This is a genomic window from Clostridium sp. DJ247, assembly GCF_014231265.1.
Window position 1 is genome coordinate 1 of record NZ_JABAIW010000060.1, and the last position, 25,343, is coordinate 25,343.

Genomic DNA, 25,343 nt, shown 5'->3' on the forward strand with positions numbered 1-25,343 from the left:
ACCAACTCAGAGGCAATTATAGTACCTACCTTTGGTAAGGAAGCTATGCTGGGAAGTAACCCAATTGCTATAGCAATGCCAGCTAAACCCTACCCATTTCTTCTAGATATGTCAACAAGCGTTGTAACAAGAGGAAAGCTTGAAGTTTATAATAAACAGGAGAAGCCACTTCCTTTGGGTTGGGCGCTAGATAGCAAAGGTAATTATACAAATAATGCTAAAGAAGTATTATATAATATACCTAACAAACTTGGTGGAGGAATAGTTCCATTAGGTGGGTCCACAGAACAATTAGGAGGTCATAAGGGGTATGGTTTAGCACTAGCAGTTGAAATGTTTACAGCAATCTTTTCTGGAGGAATGACCGGGAATCATACTCATAGAAATAATGTTGGAGGAACTTGTCATTCATTCTTTGCAATAGATTATGGCATATTTGGTGATAAAAAAACCATTGAAGATAACATGTCTAAATATTTACAGGAACTTAGAGAATCCAGCAAAGCAGAAGGTGCGGCTAGAATATATACTCATGGTGAAAAAGAAATTGAAGCATACCAAGACAGAATAGAAAAAGGCATACCTGTAAATGAAAATACAATAAAAGAGATAAAGGATGTATGCCAGTATGTCGGTATAGAAATGTCAAACCATATAAAGCCCATATAACATATTAACTCCCTTTAAAATAGACTATTTAGCCCTATTTTAAAAGGAGTATTTTTAGCTTTATGACTTACAGGTTTACCTATCAGTGTAAAAGTATTGTTTTCTCATATACATATCTTTAGTTTTTCTATATACTTATGAATATAGGTATATATACTATAATGTTAAGCGGAATTAATTACATATATATACATAAGTTGACAATGTATAATGATTTACATATAATTAAGAAAAGTAAATAATCATTTATGTATAGGTTTTATTTTAGTAATTCTCCTATCTATTTTATGTTATATCAAAGTGTTAAACTTAAAATCATAAATGGAATTGTAGTGTTTAAAAAGTATACATAGCTCTTAGGGTATTTGGAATTTAATGAATTAATTATAGTGTTAAAAGGTGGGGGGGTATTATGTCAATTAAGAAGAAAATTCCAATTCTTATAAGTATATTGTTAACTTTGTCTGTATTAATAACAGGCTTGTTTGCATATTTTCAATCATCTGATATCGTACTTAAGGAAAGCAGAGAATCTATAGTATCTGTCAATAAAAGCTCAATGGAAACAATGTCAGCATTAATAGAAAAGGAACAGGCTCAGGCAAGAACAATATCAAATAATAAGTTAGCTTATGAGCTATTAAAAAAAGGTCAGGAAAATAGTAACTCAGATGAATATAAGCAACTTGTTAGCCAAAATAATCAATGGCTAGCTAATTATGTGAAAAATACAAATTACTATGAACATTCTTTTATTGTGGATACAAATGGAGCAATAATTTCTGATAGTGATGAAAAAAACATTGGGATAGATGCTTCACAGAGACAATATACTAAAGATGCTTTAAGTGGAGTAGAAGCTATTAGTGAAGTACTTTTGTCAAAAGCCACTGAAAAGCAGATAGTGGTATTTGCCAGTCCTATACTAGACAATAATACCGTTATTGGTTATGCCGCCACTTCAGTTTATTGTGATGGTATTTCTAAATATCTTAAGGAAACAAATATAGGAAAGTATGGTTCTAGTTATTCATATCTAGTGGATAAGTCAGGTAATATTGTATACCATCCTAATAAAAATAAAATAGGTAAACCTGTTGAGAATTCAAGTGTAAAAGAACTTGTAAATAAAATAAATGCTGGACAAGATATAAAACCAGGAGAAATAAATTATGATTATTTAGGTCACGCCAAGCTAGCATCTTATAATATTATACCTAAAACAAAATGGATAGTGGTATTAACAGCTGATAAAGCAGATGTGCAAAAATCTATAACTAACATGACAACTATTATAGTCATAATAAATATAGGTGTTTTAATTATTTGTATTATTGTTGGTATATTCTTCTCAAAGAGAATAACAGATCCTATTATTGATGTGGCAAATTTGGTAAATAGAACATCAAAATTAGACTTAACATATGATAAAGCATATGAAAAGTATTTTAAATACAAGGACGAAGTAGGTTATATTTTTAGTTCTACGGTGAATATGAGAAATGCTTTACGTGAAGTGCTAAATCATATTATAGACATTTCCCATAATATAAATGATAATGCATTAAATGTGGACAATCTTACAGAAAAACTTAAACAGTATGTTGATGAAACTTATAAGGAAACAGAAAGTTTATCAGCTGGAATGGAAGAAACTGCTGCAACCTCAGAAGAGATATCAGCATCAGCTGCTGAAATGGAGAATGCAGTAAAAAACATTGCGGAAACTTCAGAAAATATTTCTAATGATTCTGTAAACACATTAGAAAGAGCTGATGAACTAATGAAGTCTGCAGTAAGCTCAAAAGAAAATGCAGAGAACATATATATAAATGTAAAGAATGAATTGGAAGAAGCTATTGAACATGCTACTGCTGTATATGAAATTAATAACCTGGCTGAAGCAATTTTACAAATTGCATCTCAAACTAACCTACTAGCGCTTAACGCTGCTATTGAAGCAGCAAGAGCAGGTGAAGCTGGTAAGGGCTTTACTGTAGTGGCTGATGAGGTTAGGAAGCTTGCAGAGGAGTCCGCTGGTATTGCAGCTAATATTCAAAGTACTATTCAAAAGGTTATATCCTCTGTAGACAACCTATCTAATAGTTCAATTAAGCTACTGAGCTTTGTGGATGAGGATGTAAAAACAGATTATGACAGGTTTATAAAAACAGGTAAACAATATTATAAAGATGCTGAAAGTTTTAGAATTGTTATGCAGGAATTTAGTGCAACTTCTGAGGAATTAAATACATCTATAAATGGTATTGTAAATGCCATAAGTGAGTCAGCCCAGACTATTAATGATGGAGCTGAAGGAGTTTCTAGTATATCTTGCAAAGCGGATAACATAGTATCTAAGTTAAATGACATAAGGGAAAGCTCCTCAAATAGTATTAATAGTGCTGAAAAGTTAAAGGAATTAATATCTAAGTTCAGAATATAAAGTAAAAATTAATCATACATGATTGAACATAACCTGGTTCATGCTAATGGCTTAAAGACTCTATTTAGTTATAAATTTTACTTAACTAAATGGAGTTTTTAACAGTTAATATAAAGAGCATGTAATCAAAAATGCTTATTAAAATTATAGGGTAAAGTATGACCAAGGGTATATAATAAATAATAATTCATATATTTTTTATATAGCTGTAAAGATAAAATGTATATTGGTATTTCTATTAATAATAATTTTATATTTACGATAAAGTAATTATGTGAGAGATAAAAATAGTTCATTGGAAGGGGCAGACAATGGGAGTTAACTTGTATTTTAGCTTTGTATTAATTATTGCAACACTAATAATGCTAATAATTTTATATTTTTTATTGAATAAGCTAAAAACTAGTATAGCTAGAATCTGTTCATTAGCTATTATTGCTTCTTCTTTTTATAGCTTTGGATATGCTTTTGAGATTATGGCTACTAATATTGAACAAATAAAGTTTTGGTTGAAATTTGAATATATAGGAATACCTTTTATTTGTACAATTTGGTTAATATTCGTTGTTATGTATACGGGATATGAAGCGTACTTAAATAAGTCTATATGCATCATTTTGTTTATCATCCCAGTACTAACATTTATATTCCACTATACAAATGATATCCACCACTTATTTTATAAAGACATTTCTATTAACTATAATCCATATTTTATAACTGCAAAATTAGCAAAAGGTCCGGCTTATTGGGTCCACATAATATATTCATATTTGAATTTAGTTGTTGGTATAGCACTTTACTTTAGAATGTTTGTCCGATCAACACTTTTAATTAAAAAACAAATAATATTGATGATTTTAGGAGCAGTGGCCCCGTGGGTTTTGAATATAGTATACTTACTTGAGTATTTTTCCTCTAGTATTGATTTGGAGCCTTTCGGTTTTGCCATCACTGGATTAGTCTATGCATTAGGTATATTCAAGTTTAATCTACTTAAACTTACACCAATTGCTTTAGAAAAGGTATTCCATTCTATGAAAGATGGAGTTGTCATACTAGATAATGAAAATAATGTTGTTAATTTTAATAACTCAGCTAAAATTATTATTGAAGAGTTAAATTATTTGAATAGTGGACAAAATAAAATTGAAGATATTTTAAAAAATTACCCAGAGTTGTTAAATGCATTGAAATATGATGAAAACAATGACAGTGAACAATGTATTAGGCGTTTAGAAGATGAAAAATATTATAAACTTTCAATATCAATAATTTATGATAAAGGCAACAGTAAACTAGGTAAAATTCTTGTATTAAGTGATATAACTGAGCAAAGAGAATTGATGATACGGCTAAATAAATTAGCATCAATAGATGAACTAACGGGCATATATAATAGAAGACATTTTTCAGAAATATGTAGTATTGAAATAGATATAGCTAAAGCAAATAATAAACCTGTATCAGTTATAATATTGGACATTGATTATTTTAAGAAAGTTAACGATACCCATGGTCACCATATTGGAGATTTAGTATTAAAAAACGTTGCAAGAATCTTAAAAGATAACATTGATAAAAATCACATTATAGCAAGATACGGTGGAGAAGAATTTGCAATTTTTTTACCCAAAACTAAAAGTGATAATGCTGTAGAAGTTGCTGAAAAATTAAGGAAAGCAATATATGATAGTCACTACATAGATCAAAATATTAATATTAATGTTACAGCCAGCTTCGGAGTATACGGCGTTAACTCTATAACTCATGAGAACTTGTCGGATTTAATAATTAAAGCAGATAGGGCATTGTATAGATCTAAATTGGAGGGAAGGAATAAAGTAGTTTTATACTGTGAGGAGTAAAGAAAACATGTTGATAAATCCTTTTAATCCATATAAGTTAAATTTCAAATCTGAGGCCCTATAAAAACAAAAAATGGGTTCATAGTGAACCTATTTTTGTTCTAATGTAATTGTCTTTTTTCATTTATGTAATTTATAGCCAGTTTATCTATAATAACTCCGAGTAAAACTAAGATAACACCTATTAGTTTTACTGTGGAAAATTTTTTATTTATTAACACATCAATTATAAAGCTTGTACCCAGTTGACCTAATATAATCAAAATTGTGGAATATACTAAGGGTATTCTAGGAAGTACAATAATACCTAATAATAATGATATTAATCCAAAAATACCTCCACTGTATATCCATAGTGGAACAGTGTTTGGAATTTTTAAACCAATAAAGTTATAGCTGCCTAATGCTAAAATAGCTATTAATGATATAAGTGAAGCAACTATGTAGTTTACTAATGTACCGTTAAGTAAGCCAATTTTTTTAGTCAACTTAAAGTTAACTAATTTCGATATAATTGACACGCACCCGCTTATAAATGACAATAATAATCCTACAACCATATACGTAATCTCCTTAGTTTTTTATTAATAGAAATAAACCAATACAAATTATAATAAAACCAGGCAGTCTTAATATTTTAAAGTGAACTTTCTTAATGTCGAAAAATCCAAAATGATCTATTAATGCGGAAGCTATAATTTGACCTGCTAATGACAATGCAGTAGTTAAAGTAGCTCCAATTATGTTAAAAGTAAAACTGTTAACAGAAACTAGAAATACACCTAATATACCTGCAGAGTATAAAATAGGTGAACCTCCTAAAATTTTTATATTTTGTTTTTCTGCCATTTTAATATATAAAACTAGTAAGATCATACCAATCGCATGTACAATAAAGCTAACTTGAAAAACATCTAAAGATTTATTAAGTAATCCGTTTAAAGTAATCATTACAGATAAAAAGATTCCAGATAACACCGCTAATATTATGTTCATTAATGCAACAGCTCCTTCTCCTGCTTAAGTTTTTCTATGTCTAAAATTAAAATTTGTCCATTACAATACATAAGGATATTTTTTTGCTTTAATTTATGGATTATCCTGTTAATACTTCTAATTGAAGCAGTGAGTTCTTCAGCCATTAAATTTTTAGATATATATATTTTAGTAGAGTTCTTTCTATAGTATAAACTTAGAATTAAACTTATAAACTTATATTCTAAGCTATAAAATATGTCATTAGAGGCTTTTATTATTTTCAAATAAAGTTTATTACTAAGCTTATCTATGATAAACATTGAAAAGTCTGTGTCTATCTGAAGCCATTTTCTGTATATTTCTTTAGACAACATTAATACTTCACAATCAGTTAAAGCTTCAACGGTACAAGTAGATAACTTATTATTTAAAACTTCGATTTCACCGTAGATTTCTTCAGGTTCAACAATAATTTGCAGATAGCTTGCTCCTGATTCAGAAGTTCTATATATTTTATTACTGCCGTTAAGCAATATATATAAGTATTTAACTTCAAAGCCTTGTTCAATTATTTTTGTATTTTTTTCAAATTTTTTTGTGATAATATGTTCCTTTATTTCATTTGGACAATTATCAATTAAATCTAAAATCTTTGGATTCATATTATAATATCACTCCCATAGAAGATAATACATTATATTTAGCTTCATTTAAAGGACACTTGTCTCTAAAAATATTTATAGGGTTCCAAACTCTTAACTTTGTTTAATCCTAGGGATATGTTACCAGTTCTGAAGGCACATTTAAATACTTTTTTAATGAGTCTTAGCGAGGATTTGAGAAAAAACTTAGAACCTAGATATGCTTGAGCGAAGCGAGTTTATCTAGGTTCTTTTATATTATTATGAAACTCCTCTTCCTTTGGTCAGAGGAGTAAGCGATTCGCACAAAATCATAGATTTTGGCTCTCTGCTTAAATTTGAGCTTTAGACTCATAAAAAGGTATTTATGGTGCCGAAGAACTGGTAAGATATCCCGGGGTGTAGACGAAGTTCTGAGCTTAGAACCCTACATTAATCTAAAATATATGATAATTATAGTGTAAGAAGTAAGAAAAAATAAAAACAATACAAACGAATTAAAGTTTCTACTGTTTTTATTGACTATTTTAATTCATGATCATTATCTGATCTTTTGATATCCAGCATTCCTTTGAACCCACAAATTTTTTTCTTGTCTTTTTATTGTACTTTTTTAATAATAACCTAAGTATATTCTCCCATATAGATTCAAATACTCGTTTAAAAATATTATCCACATCTATTATGGTAAAGCCCTGTCTTCTAGCGATATTATAAAATACAGAAATTCCATGTATTGCTTTAACTTTTGAATAAGGCTCTGCGTTGAAACTTTGCTTTAAGGTTATTAGTTCTTCTCTAAACAGTTTTAATATACCTTGATATGATACATTAAGAGTTTTTATACTTATGTTATCAATATGGAGTTCAGCTACCCAGTCGCCCTTACGTATGAAGGTACCGTCTTTTAGTTTAATAGTCTTACCCTTATATATGTGTGGAGTTAAATAAAAAAAGTTAGTCTTAGAATTAGGTATATGACTCCAACCAGCACATCTTACCACAAACTTATCAAATCTTTCTAGAAAAAAAACTGCAAGTTTTTTCATAACTCCTCCTTCAATATATCTTTTAATAAAATAAAATTATACCCCTTTTGTTTTAGTTCAGGTAATGTAATTTCTAAAGCTTTTATAGTTTTCTCAGGAGCATTTTTTGATCCTCTGCCATCATGCAGAAGTATAATATGACCAGGTTTTACTTTGCTTAGAAGTCGTAGTTTTATATAGTCTACAGAAACCCATCTACTCCAATCCATAACATGTATAGACCAAAGAATAACTTTAAGTTTATTATGTGCAGCATAATAAAATGTCAGTATGTTGAATAACCCCCAAGGAGGTCTAAAGAGAGTTACCTTTATTCTAAGTTTGTTCATAATATCTATAGATTTATAAAAGTCCTTTTTTGTATGATAAGGAAGTGTAAATATAGGATTAGTATGCTTGAAGGAGTGAAGTCCAATACAATGGCCTTCATCATACATTCGTGTTATCAGTTCAGGATATCTCTCAGCATTTTTTGCAAGTACAAAAAAAGTGCATTTTACATTATTTTCCTTGAGTAAATCAAGAAGTTTAGGAGTATATCTAGGATCAGGTCCGTCATCAAAGGTTAGAGAAATATTATTGTTAGTACATGAAACATGTTTTAATACCTTTCTAGAAAAGTATCTGTAGTATAAGCTTGGAAAGACCATATATACTAGGGTAAAGACCAGTATATACCAATACATTTCACTCATCTACCTTTCCTATTCATATATATTAATGTTATTAATTACAGTTAAGAGTTATTACTAAGGGTATAACTTGTACTATTATAAATATATGTTATACAATATAATTAGTGACAATATGTTTGGATTCTAGGGTGGAACCCTATATGAAAGAGGAATGAAAATATGCTAAAAGACAACAAACTTGAACAAAAAGACTTTGTACTTAATAATTCTTTAGTACTAATTATGGCTGCAGCTATGCTTACTCAAATAGGCTATGCTCTAGGCATGTTCTTCTTTCTACCCTTAGGTGATATAAGAGAGCGTCGTTCACTAATTATATTAATGTTATATTTAACCTTTGGAGCACTTATAATAATGGCGGTATCCTTCAACGTTATGGTACTTTTTATAGCTTCCTTTGCTATTGGTTTTGCTTCTGTAGTTCCGCAACTTATTGTTCCTTTTGCGGCACAACTTGCGAAATCAGGGGAAAGAGGTAAAATAATTGGAACTGTTATGAGTGGGTTGCTTATAGGAATACTAGTATCCAGAACCTTTAGTGGTATTATAGGAGCGGCCTTTGGATGGAGAACAGTATATAGTATTGCAGCAGTTATGATGCTAGTGTTAGCAATATTACTTAAAGTACTACCTATTAGTCATGCAGCTTCAAAAATAAAATATAGAGAATTAATAGGTTCCTTATGGCCTTTATTAAAAAATGAGAAGGTTCTAAGAGAAGCCTCTATTATTGGAACAATGATGTTTGCAACCTTCAGTGTATTTTGGACATCCCTAGTATTTTTACTAGAAAGCCCTACCTATCATTTAGGAACTGAAACTGCAGGATTATTTGGACTAATTGGTGTTACAGGAGCTTTGGTTTTAAAATGTGGGGATTAATTATTGGTGTTATTCTACTGGATCTTGGAGTACAATCAGCACAGATTTCTAACCAAGCTAGAATATATGCCTTAAACCCTGAGGCACGTAATAGATTAAACACAGTTTATTATGTAATAATTGTCATAACAAGTATTATAATAGATTAAATGTAATTATATATATTATTAAAATGCTATTTACATACAATGAAAATTATGTTAATTTTGTATATAGAAAACCAAAAAATATACAATTTTTTATTTTATTTTATTTTTAAATTTAAGGGGGAATCAATTATGAAAAAAACAGTATCGATTGTGCTATCAGCTTTAATGGTTGCATATTTAAGTGGGTGTAGTGCATCCAACAGTGTGACAACTAATGCACAAAATAATTCAGCAAATTCTACTGTAGCAAGCACAAAAGAACCAGGTGTACTTTATCAATCAGCTACTATTCACTCACTTATGCAAGGAGTATACGATGGTGAAACTACAATAAAAGATATAAAAGAACATGGGGACTTTGGATTAGGAACCTTTAATGAATTAGATGGAGAAATGATACTTTTAGATAGTAAAGTATATCAGGTTAAATCCACAGGAGAAGTAAAAGAAGTAGAGGACTCACAAAAAACACCTTTTAATGATGTGGTATTCTTCAAAGCCGATAAAAAAGTGACACTCACTGATGTTAAAGACATGAAAGATTTACAAGCAAAGCTTGATAAGGAGCTACCATCAAAAAATATATTCTTTGCATTTAAAAGCTCAGGTAAGTTTAGTTATGTAAAAACAAGAAGTGTGCCAAAACAGAATAAACCATATCCTGTACTTGTAGAAGCTTCAAAACAACAACAATTCTTTGAAAAAAATGATGTAAGTGGTACTGTTGTTGGATTTAAGTGTCCTAGCTATGTTGAAGGAGTAAATGTTGCTGGATACCATCTGCATTTCTTATCTGATGACAAGAAATTTGGTGGACATGGTATAGATTTTAAAGCAGATAAAATGGAAGTAGAAATACAGTATCTATATAAATTCAATATGAATTTACCAAGTGATAAAGAGTTTCTTAATGTAAATCTAGAAAAAAATCAGAATAAGGATGTAGAGAAAGTTGAAAGTGGAAAGTAAGTATTATTAAAAACATTTAATGTATATTACTTTTAACTGATACATATTTGGTAGAGTTATAGATACCCACAGTTTAAATTTAACTTATACGTAGGAATATGCTGCCAAAACTTATGGCAAATTTAAAAACTTTTTTATCAGTCTTAGTGAAGTGTTTTTGACTGATTAAAAGAAAGTTTTTAACGTGCCGAAGTATGGCGGTATATTCGGCCGTGTAAGTTAAATTTCCGACATCGTTATCTAAAGTAAATTTACATACAGCATAGAAAAGAAGAAAGTTTAAAATGTGGTGGTGGTATTATGTTTGGAAGGATTAATAGTATAAGTAAGAGAATCATGATTAAAATAATGCTTCTTATCTTATTAGTTTGTATAACTATGGGAGTAGGTTATTTCTTTCATGCATCAAAAATGTTAACGAATTCTATAAATAATCAGTTGAAAAACAGAGCTAATGACGGAGCTAAACTTATTAGTAAGGAAATAAGTAATTATATTAATAGGGTAGAAGATATAGCAGAAAGACCAGATATAAAAACTATGGATTGGGAAACTCAAAAAGCTGTACTTATTTCGGAGGCAAAAAGAATAGGTTTTGAAAGATTCCAAGTTGGAGATTTAAATGGAGATGTTATAAGTACTACTGGAGATAAAAGTAATGGTAAGGATAGAGATTTTTATAAGAAAGCACTTCAAGGACAATCAAATATTTCTGATGTATTATTTGGAAGAATAGATAAGAAAATGGTTATAGTTGTGAGTTCGCCAATAAAGGATAACAATGGAAATGTTATAGGAGTGCTTTCAGGAGTTACTGATGCCTCAAAAATAAATCAAATAATAGAAGATACCAAAATTAATAATGGTGGATATGCATTTATAATAAGTAAAGACGGTACTAAAATGGCTCACAAAAACTACGAACTAGTTAAAAATGCAGACAACGATATAAAGAACTTATCTAAGAACTCTGATCTTAAAGAGTTAGTTGATATAGAAAACAAAATGATAAGTGGAAAAAATGAGAGTTCTACATATAATTACAAAGGAAGTACTAACTTTATTGCTTATTCACCCATACCATCCCAAAATTGGAGTTTAGCTATTGTAGAGAGCAAAGATCAGGCACTTACTTACATAAATCAGTTGAAAAAGGAAACTACTATTATTACAACTATATTTGTTATTATAGGTATAATAGTTGGTTATATGATAGGACGTGAAATAAAGAAACCTCTTATAAAGATAGGTAAATATGCAAAAAAGCTTGAAGAAAAAGACTTAAGCGAAGCTATACAAATTAACGAAAATGATGAATTTGCACAGGTTATGAAATCCATAAATAGTGCTTCGGAAAGCTTAAGAAATATAGTTGCGAATATAAGAAATGAGGCTAAGGTAGTAGCTATAGCAACTAAGGATACAGAAGAAATGTTTAATGAAGTTAACAGCAGCATACAGGAGATATCTGCAGCTAGCGAAGAAATATCTGCTAATATGGATGATTCTGCTAATCTAGTTAAAAATATTATGGAAAAAACCATAAATGTACAAAAAAAATCGGATACTCTTACTGAAGACTCTGTTAACACATTGAATGTTGTAAAAGAAATGAGAGAAAAAGCTAATGAAATAAAATCTAAAAACATAGCATATAAGAATAAGAGTATTGAGCTATATACTAGTACAAAAGAAAGACTTCAAAGTGCAATAGAAAAATCTAAGGATGTTAGAACAATTTCAGATATGACTAAAAGAATCTCTGATATTTCTGAACAGACAAACCTCTTAGCACTAAATGCAGCTATAGAAGCTGCAAGAGCAGGAGAGCAAGGAAAAGGTTTTGCTGTAGTAGCAGATCAGGTAAGAAAACTTGCAGAAGAATCATCAAATACAGTTGGACTTATTCAAAAAACTGTAGAAAATGTACTTTTATCAGTAGACGAACTTTCAGAAGCTGCTGATGATGTTATCCAAGTTATGGGTAAAGAGATAACAGATGTTTTTGATAAAATTATATCTGTAAGTGATGATTACAAAAGAGATCAAGATACTTTTGAAAATATAATTCAAAGATATACAGATACATTAGTAGAAGCCTCTCAGGCCATGAAAAGTATAACAAGTGGTATACAAGATGTTTCACTAGCAGTCAATAAAGTAGCTAAATCTTCAGAGAATATCGTTCAATCCATAACTATGGTAAGTGGAAAAAATTTAAATATATCTAATAAAGTATACAAAAATAAACAGAGTACACAGAAGCTTTCAGATACTGTTAGCACTTTTAGAGTAGAAAAATAACATATTATTAACTTCAACACAAGTATATATATACATGCCCGAAATTTAACTTATACGACCGTATATATTACCATGTTTTGTCACGTTAAATATTTTTAATTAGCCTAAAGCTCAAATTTGAAAAAAATATTTAAATGTGACTTCAACATTGGTGATATATACTTACGTATAAGTTAAATTTAATTTGTGGTTATTTTTTATCCATTCTAGCACCATCTCTAAGGTCCCTAGACAAAACATATGAGAATTAAGTCCCAATTTATCCTAAAGAATCTAAAAATTCATTATTCAACTGTAAGATTTTATGATATACTTAAAACATGACTTGTACATTTTTCTAGAGCTTAAATTTGGATTATGGCCCGAATTTTTCCATAGGAGTGTAGAAGTCTTTTATTTTTAACAAATATACTTATGAAAATATTGTTAGAAGAAGAGTATACTGGAGGTCCATATGCTGATTAAGAAAAAGCTACCTTTAATAATAATTTTCTTGGTTTCAGTACCATTAATGCTGTTAAGCATTTTAATATATTATCACACTTCAACAACACTCATTAATAATAGTAAAAATAATATAGAACAAATTACTAAGGTTGAAAGCCATGCTTTAATATCTCTCATTAATCAACAAAAGAGAGAAGTAGAAATATCCACACAAAGAGCTAGTGTTATTAATATTCTAAAAAGCAGACAGCAAGACAATAAAGATTCTTTCCTTAGTTTACCACAGATTTTGAAAGAGGATGAGCTTTTGAGATCCAGAACAGGAAATTTAATAGAACTTCAAAATTCTTTTATTGTGGATCTAAATGGAATTATTGTATCAGATAGTGAATCAGAAGGCAAAGGTATAAATGTTAAGCACAAGCAATACTTTAAAAAAGCTCTTTTAGGACAATTAGCCATTAGCAGTACCCTGCTTTCAGAAGTAAATAGTAAACTCGTAATTGTTATAGCGGCTCCAGTTAGGGACGAAGATGGCAATATCATAGGAGTATTTGGAAATAGTATTCATGCTGAATATTTTGAAAATTTTACATCAAAAGTTAAAATAGGTAGCACAGGGTATGCTTACATAGTAGATAATGAAGGATTAGTATTAGCTCATCCGAATAAGAATAAAATTGGTAAGCCTGTTGAAAATTCAAAAATAAAAGATGTGGCAAAGAATGCTAGTAACTTAGGGAAATTAAATATTCATTTAGGAGAAAATGATATTTATATGGATACCTATAACTATAATAATAAAGATAGGTTTGTAGGTATTAATATAATACCAGGTGTTAACTGGACTTTGGCAGTTACCCGAGATATTGATGAAATAAAGGCAGTGGCAAGAAATCAACTGTACATAATAATTGGAATTACAATTTTTATGATTTTAATATCTATAAAGATTAGTATAAATGCAGCAAGGTCAATAACAAATCCTATTGAAAAACTAATTGGCACTATGAATAAGGCTGCAAGAGGAGATTTAAATTCTATATGTGAACATGAATCTAATGATGAATTAGGACAACTGTCTGATAATTTTAATACTATGATTGAAAAGCTTAATTTAAGTTATGAAGAGCTTTCAGCAGTATATGAAGAGTTAACAGCCACGGATGAAGAGCTTAGAGCACAATATGATGAACTGCTGCAAAGCCAAGAGGCATTAACTCTAAGTGAAGAAAGATACATACAAGTACTTAATGGAATAAATGATGCCATATGGGAATGGGACATGAATAAATATAAGTTCTTTATATCAGATAAATTTTATGATATAACTGGATATAATATTAAGGATATAAGTATTCGAAAACTTTTAAAGGTAGCATTACTGCCTGAAGATCAAAGAATATTCTTTAAGGATATACGACATCATATAAAAATGGAAAATTCATATTATAGAAGTGAGTTTAAAATACTTACCAATAGTGGAGAGATTAAATGGATTTTAAATAGGGGAAAGCTGGTTAGAGATTCTAATGGAGAACCACTAAAATTTTTTGGTGCCATGTCAGATATAACAAAAACAAGAATTGCACAGGAAAAAATAAAGCAGCTTGCTTATTATGACCCTTTAACAGGTCTTCCTAATAGAACTAACTTTATTCAACAGCTAGATGAAGAATTAAAAGTATGTAAGAAAAGTAATAACAAAGCTGCGGCATTACTTTTTATAGATGTAGATGACTTTAAAAAGGTTAATGATTCTCTTGGACACGATGTTGGCGACAAATTATTGAAATCCGTAAGTGATAAGCTAGTTTCTTTAGTGGATACTAATGATGTGGTATGTAGATTCGGAGGAGACGAATTTCTTATTCTTAAGAAAGATGTTTCAGACAAAGAAGAAGTTAGGCATTTTGTACGAAATCTATTAAAGGAATTTGAAACTCGCTTTGAACTTGATGAGAAACAAATGTTTATAACATTAAGTATAGGTATATCTATGCTGCCTTGTGACGGTGAGCATAAAAATATCATTTTGAAAAACTCTGATACTGCTATGTACAAGGCTAAAGATAAGGGGAAGAATACATACCAATTTTACACTGCAGATATGTCTGAAGGATTAATAAGAAGTATGGTAGTTGAAAAAGTTCTAAGGACTGCAGTTAACAATAATGAAATATATTTACAATATCAGCCTCAAATAGAACTAAAAACAGGTAGAGTTATAGGAACAGAAGCTTTAGTTAGGCTAAAAAGTGATGAATTAGGTTTTATATCTCCAAAAGAGTTTATACCTATTGCAGAAAAAACAGGGCTAATTATATCAATAGGCCAATGGATTATGAGAACAGCTTGTTCTCAAAATATAGCTTGGTTAAATAAATATTCTAAAACTACTCGTATTTCCATTAACGTTTCCTCCATACAGATTAATGAGCTTGACTTTGTAGAAACTGTTAAGAGATGTATTTTAGAAGCTGGTATATCACCAGAATTAGTTGAAATTGAAATAACTGAAAGTATATTAATGGAGTCTCTAGAAGCAAATGTTAAGATTCTTAATGAGTTAAGAAACTTTGGGGTTAGAATTGCATTAGATGACTTTGGAACAGGCTATTCATCCTTAAATTATTTAAGAAGTATTCCTATAAATACGTTAAAAATAGATAAATCCTTTATTGATGATATCTGCTTTAATACAACTCAGGACTCTATAGTTGATGGGATAATTCAGGTGGCCCATAAAATGGGTATAGAGGTAGTAGCTGAGGGCGTGGAAACACAAGAGCAGCTAGAAGTACTTAAGAAAAAGCAATGTGATATTATACAAGGATATGTATTTAGTAAACCATTGATGCCCAATGACATTGATAGTATGCTTGAAAGCACGCTATAAATGAATTATTATTGCCTTCTCGATCAAATATTTTTATAAAACTATATCAGGTTTTGTAGGACTGATATAGTTTTTTATTCTATAAGTTAAATTTAAAAGTTCCAGCTCTATAAAAGTTATTTAATTACAATTCTTTCAATTTTAATAGAATACTCTCCTTCAGGGGATTGCACCTTAATTTCTTCTCCAACTCTATGTTTATATATAGCCTTGCCTAAAGGAGATTCTATACTTATCATATTATTCATAGGGTCTGCTTCTATGGTGGTCACTATTGTGAATTCATCAGTTTCATCATCAGCTAAAAATCTAACCGTAACTACTTTGCCAATACCAACCTGATCTTCAGCAGTGTTATCTTTTATAATTTTAGCTGTTTTTATCATCCTTTCAAGGTAGCGAATTCTGCTTTCATTCTGAGCTCTTTCACGTTTCGCCGCTTTGTACTCAAAGTTTTCGCTTAGATCACCATGAGCACGTGCTTCTTTAAGATCCTCGTTTATTCTACGCCTCGTAACTACCTTTCGATGTTCAATTTCTTCCTTAAGTTTATTTATTGCTTCTTCAGTAAGATAATTATGCAATTCTATCCATCCTTCTTATTATAAATTTTTATAGTACTATAATAACACTTGTTGGATTAAATTTCCTTATAAAATATTAACAAAATTCCTTATTGAAACTTATCAAGAAATGAAATAAAGTGAAGCTTTGCTGAGATAGGGTTTTGATATAACATGAGTGGTAGTAAAGGAATAGTATAAAAGCTATTCCTTTATTTTGTTTTAATTGCTCAAGCCTATATAGATACCCATAAGTTAAATTTGGGGCATGGTTATTACATCTATAAGTAGCAAAACCATAACAGCCATCATATTATATAGAATAAAAAGGAAATTCTACATATAGGGTAAGCATTTTTGAAAGGAGTAAAAATGCGTAAAGACATATATGAACGATATATCAAGAACTTTGATATCAATTTATTGCACTATAGATTTCTTGGTAAAGGTCATAACGGTATAGTTTATATGCTGCCGGATGGTAAGGTGATTAAAATATGTTTTGAGGCTGAAAGTTGTAGAAAAGAATACGCTATACTAAAAAAAATAAACAACAATAAGCACTTTCCACGAGTCTATGGCATGGCAGGAAACTATATGATAAGAGATTATGTAGAGGGAATAGTACTTAAAGATTATATAAAACAATACGGATTAAGTAGAGAGTTAGTAATAAATATTATAGATTTATTCAGAGAATTTAAAAGACTAAAGTTTTTAAAACTGGATATAAGATGTAAGGATATTTTAGTTCAACCAGATGGATCTTTAATGGTGATAGATCCTAAGAAATTCTATTCAAAAAAGAGAGATTTTCCCAGACATTTGGCTAAAGGCTTGTATAAACTTGGAGTACTTGAGTTTTTTATGTCTGTGGTGAAAGAAGAAGATCCAAAGATGTATAAGAGATGGAATAAAAAAGTGAAACGTTATATAGCGGAAAAGGAAGAAGAATATTATTAATATTATCTTTTAATAAGTCCCTTTTTTTATTATAGTTATTCGTAACAAAATTGAATAAAAAGAAAAATGTTGAATATATGTAAAAAAGTTGTTGATAGAAACAAAAAAATGCTGTATAATTTAATTAAATCATCGTGTAAATTTAATATTTAGATTTTACGCTAACTAAAATGTTGGCGTTTTTTCTTTTTATAGATTTTTAATTTTAGAGATATACAACAGGTAGGCTTTACTATGTAGTATTTATCCCATGACTATCCGTGCTTCAGAGGAGTCAAAACTCCACCTAAAGCCAAGAATTCTGTTTATATGAATTTGCGGAATAAGTTAGCATGTAGTTGTATAGTAGTTTTTAAAGACAAAACGTCGCAACAATGTTATAATATTTCCGTAAAAGCGAGGTGTTAAAATGAGTGATATTGCAGGAAGTGGTTGTGACATATTAGTACCTTTTAATGAAAGAAAACCACTAGAAGAAATAGAACGTAGTATTACCAAAAGATATAAGAAACGTATATGGTCAAAGTTTATTAAGGCTATAAAAGATTATAAATTAGTAGAAGATGGTGACAAAATTGCCGTTGCAGTATCTGGTGGAAAAGACAGCATGCTTATGGCTAAGCTGTTTCAGGAATTGAAAAAACACGGACAGGTAAATTTTGAACTAGAATTTATTGCAATGGATCCAGGATATCACCCGGATATTAAAAAGCTATTAATTAGTAACTGTGAATATTTAAATATTCCTATTAGTATATTTGAATCTGGTATATTCGAGGTTGTAGACCAAATTGCTAAGGATTATCCCTGCTATATGTGTGCTAGAATGAGAAGAGGTTCTCTATATACTAGAGCTAAAGAATTAGGCTGTAACAAGCTTGCTCTTGGTCACCATTATAATGATGTTATAGAAACTACATTGTTAAATGTATTGTACGCAGGAAACTTTAAAACTATGCTTCCAAGATTGAAATCAACAAACTTTGAAGGACTTGAACTTATAAGACCTCTTTACTACATTGAAGAACAATATATCCAACGTTTCACTCAAAATAGTGGTATTTGGCCGTTAAACTGTGCATGTATGGTAGCCGCTAAAAAGATAGGAAACAAACGATATGAGATTAAAGATCTAGTAAAGGAACTTAAAAAGGGCTTTGCTGACGTAGAAAAATCAATATTCCAAGCAGCGCAGAATGTAAATATGGACTCCATTCTAGGCTGGCAGAAGCATGGAAAAAAGTACTCATATCTTGACTTCTATGACGAAGAGTAGAAGACATATTCATATGTCTTCTTCAGCTTCGCTGTAAAATCTAATTGTAGATTTTGTTTCATACTCTTCTTCTAAAGCTTCCAAAATAGTTTCGTGCACATAGCCCATAAGCTGAGCTTTTTCTTTTTCTGTAATATCTACTGTGGTTATTATAGTTGAACTTATACTTTTACCTATATGAATATGGATTTCTCCAGCATTTTCTTCACCTAGATACAAGGAGTATAGTTCACTGTAAGGTGTTCTTATTACTCTAGTATAAGTCCATTCTAATTCTTCAAAACTATAGTCATCTCCATCTGTATCTTTTGGAAGATCTTCATAGGCGTTATTTTTTATATCAATTCTAGGAATAGACTCTAAATCCATTACAATATCTTCTATGTTATGTTTATTTATATCTAAATCATCTCGTGTATCCAGTAATAATTCGTCTAGAACATTTTGTAGTTCGGGTATATTTTGAATAAATCTTGTATAATAACCTCCATGAGTGTTTATATCCACTAAATCTTCATTTACTCCCAAATATACAGTGAATACAGGAACATCATCTTGGTGGTGATGGTATAGTAAATTTGGTGTAAAGTAACTTATAAGTTTATGAGCAAAGTCTAAACTCTTTTCTCTAGTTTCCTCCGATATCCTAGAATAAGCAGAAAGTGCAAGGGCTGCATCAGCAATAACTATTTCTTTAGAATTATGATGTTCTCTAGAGACCTTTTCGATGTTATCTACAAAAATTGAAACTATAGGATAATTCTTTCTTTGTGCCATATATAATCTCTCCTTTTATCATGTATTCTATTAGCATATACAAAAGTAATTAGATTCATACTAGTTCATGAGGGACTATATTAATATTAAAGTCTATGATAAACTATGTATCAATACATACATTAATATATTTAAACTATTACAATATTTTGCCTGTATAACTTTAACTTAAACAAGGCAAAACAGGAGGAAAAAATGTTAAAAATATGGGGAAGAGTAATTAAGAACAATAAAACTATAAAAGATGAAGTAGTAACTTCAGATATAGAAGGAACCTATCAGGATAACTTGAAGGCGTGCATAACAGAGTTATGTAACATATTTGATATACCTAAGCCATACTGGCTTCCGGCTAATCTAGAAGAATATAATAAAAGAAATAAGACAATCTTTAATGAACATAACTTCGTAGAAGAATTAGATTTTGATAGGTTTATAATATCGGAAATCAGCACAAAAGAAGGGGTTTAGATAAAGTTAACTCCTATACATTATAGATAGTAAACTCTAAAGATTAATTTATCATAATGTCAATTTGCCACTTTTGCATCTAACGTATATTTACAATATCAATATTTATCATTAAGTTGGCAAATTAGATAAGTTTAGTTTTACAGTTAACTATCTATAAGTGTATAGGAGTTAGCTTTATTTATGTTGTTTTTATAAAGTCTACATTATTAATTAAGAATAAGGAAAAGATAATAGAAAGCATGTAGTTCATATATATAAAACTTAAAATACAAACTATCAGGAAGGAGAAAAAAAGTGCAAAATCAAGCCTTTATGAAGTCAGGTAATAATAGTGTTAGAATGCATTATAAGTGGTGGAGATTATTAATAATAGGAGCCATAACTTATATAATGGGTATTATTGTATTAATGTTTACCTTGAATACTAATATATTTCCATCTGTGGTCATACTAGGTAATTTCCTTATACCAGTAACTTATGTAGCTTTTTTCTATGAAAGACGTAAATTAAGTCATGTAAATATGTATAGTACAGCTATGAGCTTTTTTTCTGGAGGTTTTTTAGGTACTCTGGCTGCAGCAGTATTAGAGCCTATATTTATTCAGAACTTTAGCTTTGAAACAGCAATTGAAATAGGCATAATTGAAGAATTTGCTAAGATTTTAGCGGTTCTATTTATACTAAGAAAAGAACAATATAGAATGCAGAGAGATGGAATTATTTTAGGAGCTGCAGCCGGAATGGGCTTTGCAGCCTTAGAAAGTTGTGGATACGCCTTCACTGCATTTCTAAATAGTGGCGGAAGCTTATCACTCACTGTTTACATTACTCTAATAAGAGGTATTTTATCTCCATTAGGTCATGGTACTTGGACCGCTATATTAGCAGGAGTGCTTTTAAGAGAAAGAAGTCCAAAAAGATTACACTTTAATACTAAGGTAATAGCAGCTTATGTGACAGTAGTTTTATTACATGGGTTTTGGGATGGATTGCCTTCTATAGTTTCAATATTTACGCCATCCTGTATTGCTGTTACTTTGAGTGAAATCGCTGTTGGAGCGGTAGGAATTATAATCCTTATAGGCCTTTGGCGAGAATCAAAAAGACAAGTGGAAAGATTAGATATCCTTTAGATTAGCTTAAAGACGTTATAAAGATTTTTTAACTTAAATAAATAAAAACACTATTAAGTTCGCCAATAATAAGTGACTTTAATAGTGCTTTTTGCTATATATTTTAAAAATATAAAAGAAGATATTGGGTAAGTTGAAAAAAATGTTATAATGGTAATATAAAGTGAAACTTAAATTACATGAACTCTTAGCACAAATTGATAAGCGTTATTATAATGATAAACAGTATGTAGATTATATAGCACATAAGTAAGAAAGTAAAAAAGAAAGATAAGTATATAAAGGGGTATCTAATAGCGAAAGCAAAACTGTAGAAGAATCACTAGCATCTGTAGAAAATTTAGTAGAGTTTGTAATAAAACAAGGGGATATTAATACAAACTTATTTGTTAGACTACAAAAACATAATCATAGACTCTGTGGTTTAGAACAGAAAAATTTAAAATATGAGGTAGTGTAATATATCATATGTAAAGGATGTCAAAAAAAATAGGAAATTGTAATAATATATTGTAATTTTGGATAAAAATAAGTATAATTAAATTAATTATTTATATTAAACGAAACAAAATAAAAGTTAGTATACCTACTATGAAACACATAGTAGGTATTTTGATGGAAAAACTGAAAAAAGAAACAGCTAGTTTAAAAATTTATGTAAGAAGGCTGATTTTAAAAATTATAATTAAGGAGTGAATGTCATGAACCTGATTAAAGATCTGAATATTCGAGTAAAACTTTTGGTTGCGTTTTTATCCATTGCATTGTTAATAGTAGTTATAGGAGTAATGAATTCAGTTAATATGAAACATATAAACAACAATGCTGATAAAATGTATAGCTATAATCTGAATAGCGTGAACCAAATACACCTCTTAAAAGAAAATCTACTAAGTATTAGATCTGTACTGATGGAATTAGTTTATAATGAAAATTCTGTTAATGTACAGCAGAATATAGATGAAGTTGAGAGGCTAGAACAAGAAAATACTAAGCTAGTGGACAGCTATGATAAGCTTCCTTTGACACCAGAGGCAAGAAACATATGGAACACCTTTAGAAATGAGCTTCAACAATACAGACAAGTCCGCGAAGAAACTATAAAGTTAGTTCAAGATAAAAAATACCAGGAAGCACAAAGCTTTTTATCTGAGGTTACAATAATAAGAATTAAAATGTTTAACTCATTAGATCAATTAATTCAAAGAAATGATGATATGGCTAAAAGTAGTAACGATAATAACTTAGTAATGTATAAAAAGGTTACCTATACAACAAATGTAGTAGTATTAGTATCAGTATTAGCAGCAGTGCTTATTGCTATATTTATATCAAAATATATAGCTAATTCAATTAAAAAAGGTCTGGAATTTGCAGAAGCCATTAGTAATGGAGACTTAACACATACTATAGATTTAAAAAGTAATGATGAATTTGGAAAATTGGCCAAAGCTTTAAATAAGTCTGCTGATAATGTGAAAAATTTAATATCAAATATAATTGAGCAGTCAAATGAAGTAACAGCTTCAAGTGAAGAACTTACAGCAACAGTTGAAGAAATAACTTTAAATTTGGAAAATATGAATAACCATGCAAATAGCATAGTTCAGGATGCAGGAGCACTAAGTTCCACTACACAAGAACTATCAGCTTCAGTAGAAGAAACTGACATCAGTTTAAGTGAACTTTCTAGCAAGTCCATGGAAGGAAATAATGAAGCTAATTTAATTAAAGAAAGAGCCATATCAGTAAAAGAAAAGGGAGTTGAATCAAGAGAAACTGCAAGAAACTTATACATCGAAAAGCAGGAGAACATAACTAGGGCGTTAGAAGAAGGTAAAGTTGTTAACGAAATAAGCGTAATGGCAGATTCTATAGCTAACATAGCTTCACAAACAAATCTTCTTGCCTTAAATGCAGCTATTGAGGCTGCAAGAGCTGGTGAACAAGGAAAAGGCTTTGCGGTAGTTGCAGATGAAATAAGAAAACTTGCAGAACAATCAGCAGAAAATGTTAAAAGTATTCAAGAAGTCACAGCAAGAGTTCAGAATGCATTTAAGAACTTAACTGATAACTCTCAGGATATATTAACTTTTATTAATACAAATGTTGAAGGCGGATTTCAGCTATTAGAGGACTGCGGTGAAAAATATGAAGCAGATTCTAATTTTGTAAGCAAAATGTCAGAGGATATTGCAGCTATGTCAGAAGAAATTTCTGCAACTATAGATGAACTTAATAATGTAATGCAAAATGTTGCACTTTCCACGGAAAAAACAGCTGCAAGCACAAATGAAATTAGAGATAACATAAGTAAATCCTCTACAGCAATGAGACAGGTAGAAATTACAGCAAAAAACCAAACTGCTATAGCAGAAAAATTAAACTTGATGTTAGACAAGTTTATAGTGTAAGTATTAATATAGGTACGGAACTTTTAAATTTAATTTATTCCACATAGCATATTACTATATTATGCCACTGACCAATAGTTTAAGAAAGTCTAAGCCTCAAATTAGAAGAAAAGCTAAGAACTTTGATAAACTCGCTTAGGCTCAAACAGTATCAAAGTACTAAGCTTTTCTAAAACACGAACTTTAGACTGATTAAAAGTTTTTAACGTGCAGAAGTTTGGCATCATATTCCGGAGTATAAGTTAAATTTGGGGCATGTATCTATTTTTTTATAGCTTTTTATTAAATACGTCTTTCAAGTCTAAACTTTCAATTCTATTCTTAATTTCTTCTTTATCTATGGAATATAAACCTAAGCGTTTCATTCTATTGAAATATTCAGCACCGGAGAAGGTGTGTTTTACTTTCTTGCCTTCAGGTGTTGTTAGTTTATGGTTTGCATAAGCTATAATATCTCCAATGGCAGTTTTATTAGGGAGTACTAGTAGCGGAATATTTAATAGAAATCTCACAGCATTATGACCTGCAAGAGAGCCCGTTGAAATTGCTTCAGTATGACCTATAAAGAAGCCCGACTTTTCCCCGCCACAAAATAAGTTATCTACACCGACTACCTTCATATCGTTAGTTCTTGGAGCTGCAGCTAGGTATCTTATAGAATTACCTTTCCCTGCAGAATAAGGGTCCATAAATCTAACATTTTCTAGACCAGATATTTTTCTTACTTTATCAACAGGATAGAAAGGAGACATAAGCTTTACATGACCTGTATCTAGAAGTACTAGGTTTTCTGCAAACTCTTGAAGAGCATATTGTTGACATACTTTTAGTTTTAATTTTTCAGCATTTACATCTTCTTTAGGTATTTTTAAAACCACTGAACCTTTTTTCTCTAGCTCTCTTACTATTTCCTCTGATAAGCTGTCCTTTGAAAGCTCACAAGAACCACTAAAGGCACCTAGTATTCCATCTTCTCTTTCAGATTTTAAATCTTCAGCTCCTGCTTTAGCACTAATACTTACTCTAGCACCAAAAGTAGGACATCTTAAGATGCACATTACACATCCATTGCCATATCTAGAACAGTTATCCATAGCGCCTGTAGAGCCTGTGGTATCTATAAAAACATCTCCTTCTACAGAACTTCCATCAAAAATTCTTATAGCTTTTATGCGTGTACTATCCTTATCAATATTAGTAACTCTGGTAATTAGATTTACCTCAATACCAAGACTTATAAGATATCTTCTAACCTCTGGTTCAATTTTGCTTACATCATATAACCATGCGTGCTTGTGCTCAGGGAATTCTATATCCTTGTGTCTAGTATTAGCATCTGTTATATGAATTAAATCTCCAGCCCCTAAGTTGATTAGCTCTTCTGCTGCTGTATATCTTCCATTGTTTCTCATTATTCCACCAACATTACCTAAACCTAGCAGTAAATCTGTCTTTTCATATAAAGCCACTTCGACCCCCGCTTTTCGTGCTGTAATAGCTGCAGCACAACCTGACCAACCACCACCTATAATGATAACTTTCATGAGAATATCATCCTTTCAATAAAGAGTGCTATTAATAATTTATGCGAAATTTTGTGGTATATTACTGAAGATATTTAAGATAATAGATATAAGGAGCTACATTGGAAACTTAACTTATACTCCGAAATATGTTGACAAACTTCAGCACGTTAAAAACTTTTAATCAGTCTAAAGTTCGTGTTTAAGAAAACCTAAGAACCTT

Annotated in this window: 19 protein-coding genes and 1 pseudogene; 12 read left to right on the top strand and 8 right to left on the bottom strand. The window is 30.1% G+C overall.

Features of this window, described 5'->3' with window-relative positions:
- From HGI79_RS18840 to HGI79_RS18850, 3 genes are all read left to right on the top strand, one after another.
- A partial coding sequence (locus tag HGI79_RS18840) for an Ldh family oxidoreductase (protein ID WP_185652227.1) occupies window positions 1-669 on the top strand: 669 nt, incomplete at its 5' end.
- 412 nt (window positions 670-1,081) lie between these two features.
- Complete coding sequence (locus HGI79_RS18845; RefSeq protein ID WP_185652228.1) at window positions 1,082-3,115, top strand: methyl-accepting chemotaxis protein; 2,034 nt, start codon at window positions 1,082-1,084, stop codon at window positions 3,113-3,115.
- 311 nt (window positions 3,116-3,426) lie between these two features.
- On the top strand, window positions 3,427-4,983 hold the full coding sequence (locus HGI79_RS18850) for a histidine kinase N-terminal 7TM domain-containing protein (RefSeq protein WP_185652229.1): 1,557 nt from the start codon (window positions 3,427-3,429) through the stop codon (window positions 4,981-4,983).
- 101 nt (window positions 4,984-5,084) lie between these two features.
- On the opposite strand, the gene HGI79_RS18855 is transcribed toward HGI79_RS18850, so the two are convergent.
- From HGI79_RS18855 to HGI79_RS18875, 5 genes are all read right to left on the bottom strand, one after another.
- Window positions 5,085-5,543, bottom strand: a complete 459-nt coding sequence (locus HGI79_RS18855) for a DMT family transporter (protein ID WP_185652230.1) — start codon at window positions 5,541-5,543, stop codon at window positions 5,085-5,087.
- Between the two features lie 13 nt (window positions 5,544-5,556).
- A complete protein-coding gene (locus HGI79_RS18860) occupies window positions 5,557-5,979 on the bottom strand; it encodes a DMT family transporter (RefSeq protein ID WP_185652231.1) in 423 nt (140 codons plus the stop codon).
- Window positions 5,979-6,623, bottom strand: a complete 645-nt coding sequence (locus tag HGI79_RS18865) for a Crp/Fnr family transcriptional regulator (RefSeq protein WP_185652232.1) — start codon at window positions 6,621-6,623, stop codon at window positions 5,979-5,981. The genes HGI79_RS18860 and HGI79_RS18865 overlap by 1 nt, the downstream gene beginning before the upstream one ends.
- Before the next feature lie 506 nt (window positions 6,624-7,129).
- Window positions 7,130-7,651 carry a YkoP family protein gene (locus HGI79_RS18870; protein WP_185652233.1) on the bottom strand — a complete coding sequence of 174 codons (522 nt, stop codon included), beginning with the start codon at window positions 7,649-7,651 and terminating at the stop codon, window positions 7,130-7,132.
- Complete coding sequence (locus HGI79_RS18875; protein ID WP_185652234.1) at window positions 7,648-8,346, bottom strand: polysaccharide deacetylase family protein; 699 nt, start codon at window positions 8,344-8,346, stop codon at window positions 7,648-7,650. The genes HGI79_RS18870 and HGI79_RS18875 overlap by 4 nt, the downstream gene beginning before the upstream one ends.
- A 159-nt stretch (window positions 8,347-8,505) precedes the next feature.
- On the opposite strand from HGI79_RS18875, the pseudogene HGI79_RS18880 reads away from it, so the two are divergent.
- The 4 genes and pseudogenes from HGI79_RS18880 to HGI79_RS18895 form a co-directional block, all read left to right on the top strand.
- Window positions 8,506-9,344: pseudogene (locus HGI79_RS18880) on the top strand (MFS transporter); the annotation flags it as partial.
- Window positions 9,345-9,506: 162 nt separating this feature from the next.
- Window positions 9,507-10,346 carry an acetolactate decarboxylase gene (gene budA, locus HGI79_RS18885; protein WP_185652235.1) on the top strand — a complete coding sequence of 280 codons (840 nt, stop codon included), beginning with the start codon at window positions 9,507-9,509 and terminating at the stop codon, window positions 10,344-10,346.
- Between the two features lie 300 nt (window positions 10,347-10,646).
- The gene (locus HGI79_RS18890) at window positions 10,647-12,650 is read left to right on the top strand and encodes a methyl-accepting chemotaxis protein (protein WP_185652236.1); all 2,004 of its coding nucleotides are present in this window, start codon (window positions 10,647-10,649) and stop codon (window positions 12,648-12,650) included.
- 454 nt (window positions 12,651-13,104) lie between these two features.
- A complete protein-coding gene (locus tag HGI79_RS18895; protein ID WP_185652237.1) occupies window positions 13,105-15,996 on the top strand; it encodes an EAL domain-containing protein in 2,892 nt (963 codons plus the stop codon).
- Window positions 15,997-16,112: 116 nt separating this feature from the next.
- On the opposite strand, the gene greA is transcribed toward HGI79_RS18895, so the two are convergent.
- Window positions 16,113-16,580 carry a transcription elongation factor GreA gene (gene greA / locus HGI79_RS18900; protein WP_185652238.1) on the bottom strand — a complete coding sequence of 156 codons (468 nt, stop codon included), beginning with the start codon at window positions 16,578-16,580 and terminating at the stop codon, window positions 16,113-16,115.
- Between the two features lie 336 nt (window positions 16,581-16,916).
- Between greA and HGI79_RS18905 the strand changes: the two genes are divergently transcribed.
- Entirely contained in the window at window positions 16,917-17,522 is a 606-nt protein-coding gene (locus HGI79_RS18905) for a protein kinase (RefSeq protein ID WP_241428272.1), read from the top strand.
- A 409-nt stretch (window positions 17,523-17,931) separates the two neighbouring features.
- A complete protein-coding gene (locus HGI79_RS18910; protein WP_185652239.1) occupies window positions 17,932-18,798 on the top strand; it encodes an ATP-binding protein in 867 nt (288 codons plus the stop codon).
- A gap of 9 nt (window positions 18,799-18,807) precedes the next feature.
- Here HGI79_RS18910 and HGI79_RS18915 read toward each other — a convergent pair whose 3' ends face one another.
- Window positions 18,808-19,575, bottom strand: a complete 768-nt coding sequence (locus tag HGI79_RS18915; protein ID WP_185652240.1) for a hypothetical protein — start codon at window positions 19,573-19,575, stop codon at window positions 18,808-18,810.
- A 195-nt stretch (window positions 19,576-19,770) separates the two neighbouring features.
- Here HGI79_RS18915 and HGI79_RS18920 point away from each other — a divergent pair, with 195 nt between their 5' ends.
- The 3 genes from HGI79_RS18920 to HGI79_RS18930 all read left to right on the top strand — a co-directional run bounded on the left by HGI79_RS18920 (window position 19,771) and on the right by HGI79_RS18930 (window position 23,597).
- Window positions 19,771-20,046: a hypothetical protein gene (locus tag HGI79_RS18920; RefSeq protein ID WP_185652241.1), complete on the top strand. Its 276-nt coding sequence runs from the start codon at window positions 19,771-19,773 to the stop codon at window positions 20,044-20,046.
- Window positions 20,047-20,343: 297 nt separating this feature from the next.
- Window positions 20,344-21,183, top strand: a complete 840-nt coding sequence (locus HGI79_RS18925) for a PrsW family glutamic-type intramembrane protease (RefSeq protein WP_313885235.1) — start codon at window positions 20,344-20,346, stop codon at window positions 21,181-21,183.
- Window positions 21,184-21,884: 701 nt separating this feature from the next.
- Complete coding sequence (locus HGI79_RS18930; RefSeq protein WP_185652242.1) at window positions 21,885-23,597, top strand: methyl-accepting chemotaxis protein; 1,713 nt, start codon at window positions 21,885-21,887, stop codon at window positions 23,595-23,597.
- A 269-nt stretch (window positions 23,598-23,866) separates the two neighbouring features.
- Here the strand turns inward: HGI79_RS18930 and HGI79_RS18935 are convergent, their stop codons facing one another.
- Window positions 23,867-25,141, bottom strand: a complete 1,275-nt coding sequence (locus tag HGI79_RS18935; protein ID WP_185652243.1) for an FAD-dependent oxidoreductase — start codon at window positions 25,139-25,141, stop codon at window positions 23,867-23,869.
- Window positions 25,142-25,343 lie beyond the last annotated feature (202 nt).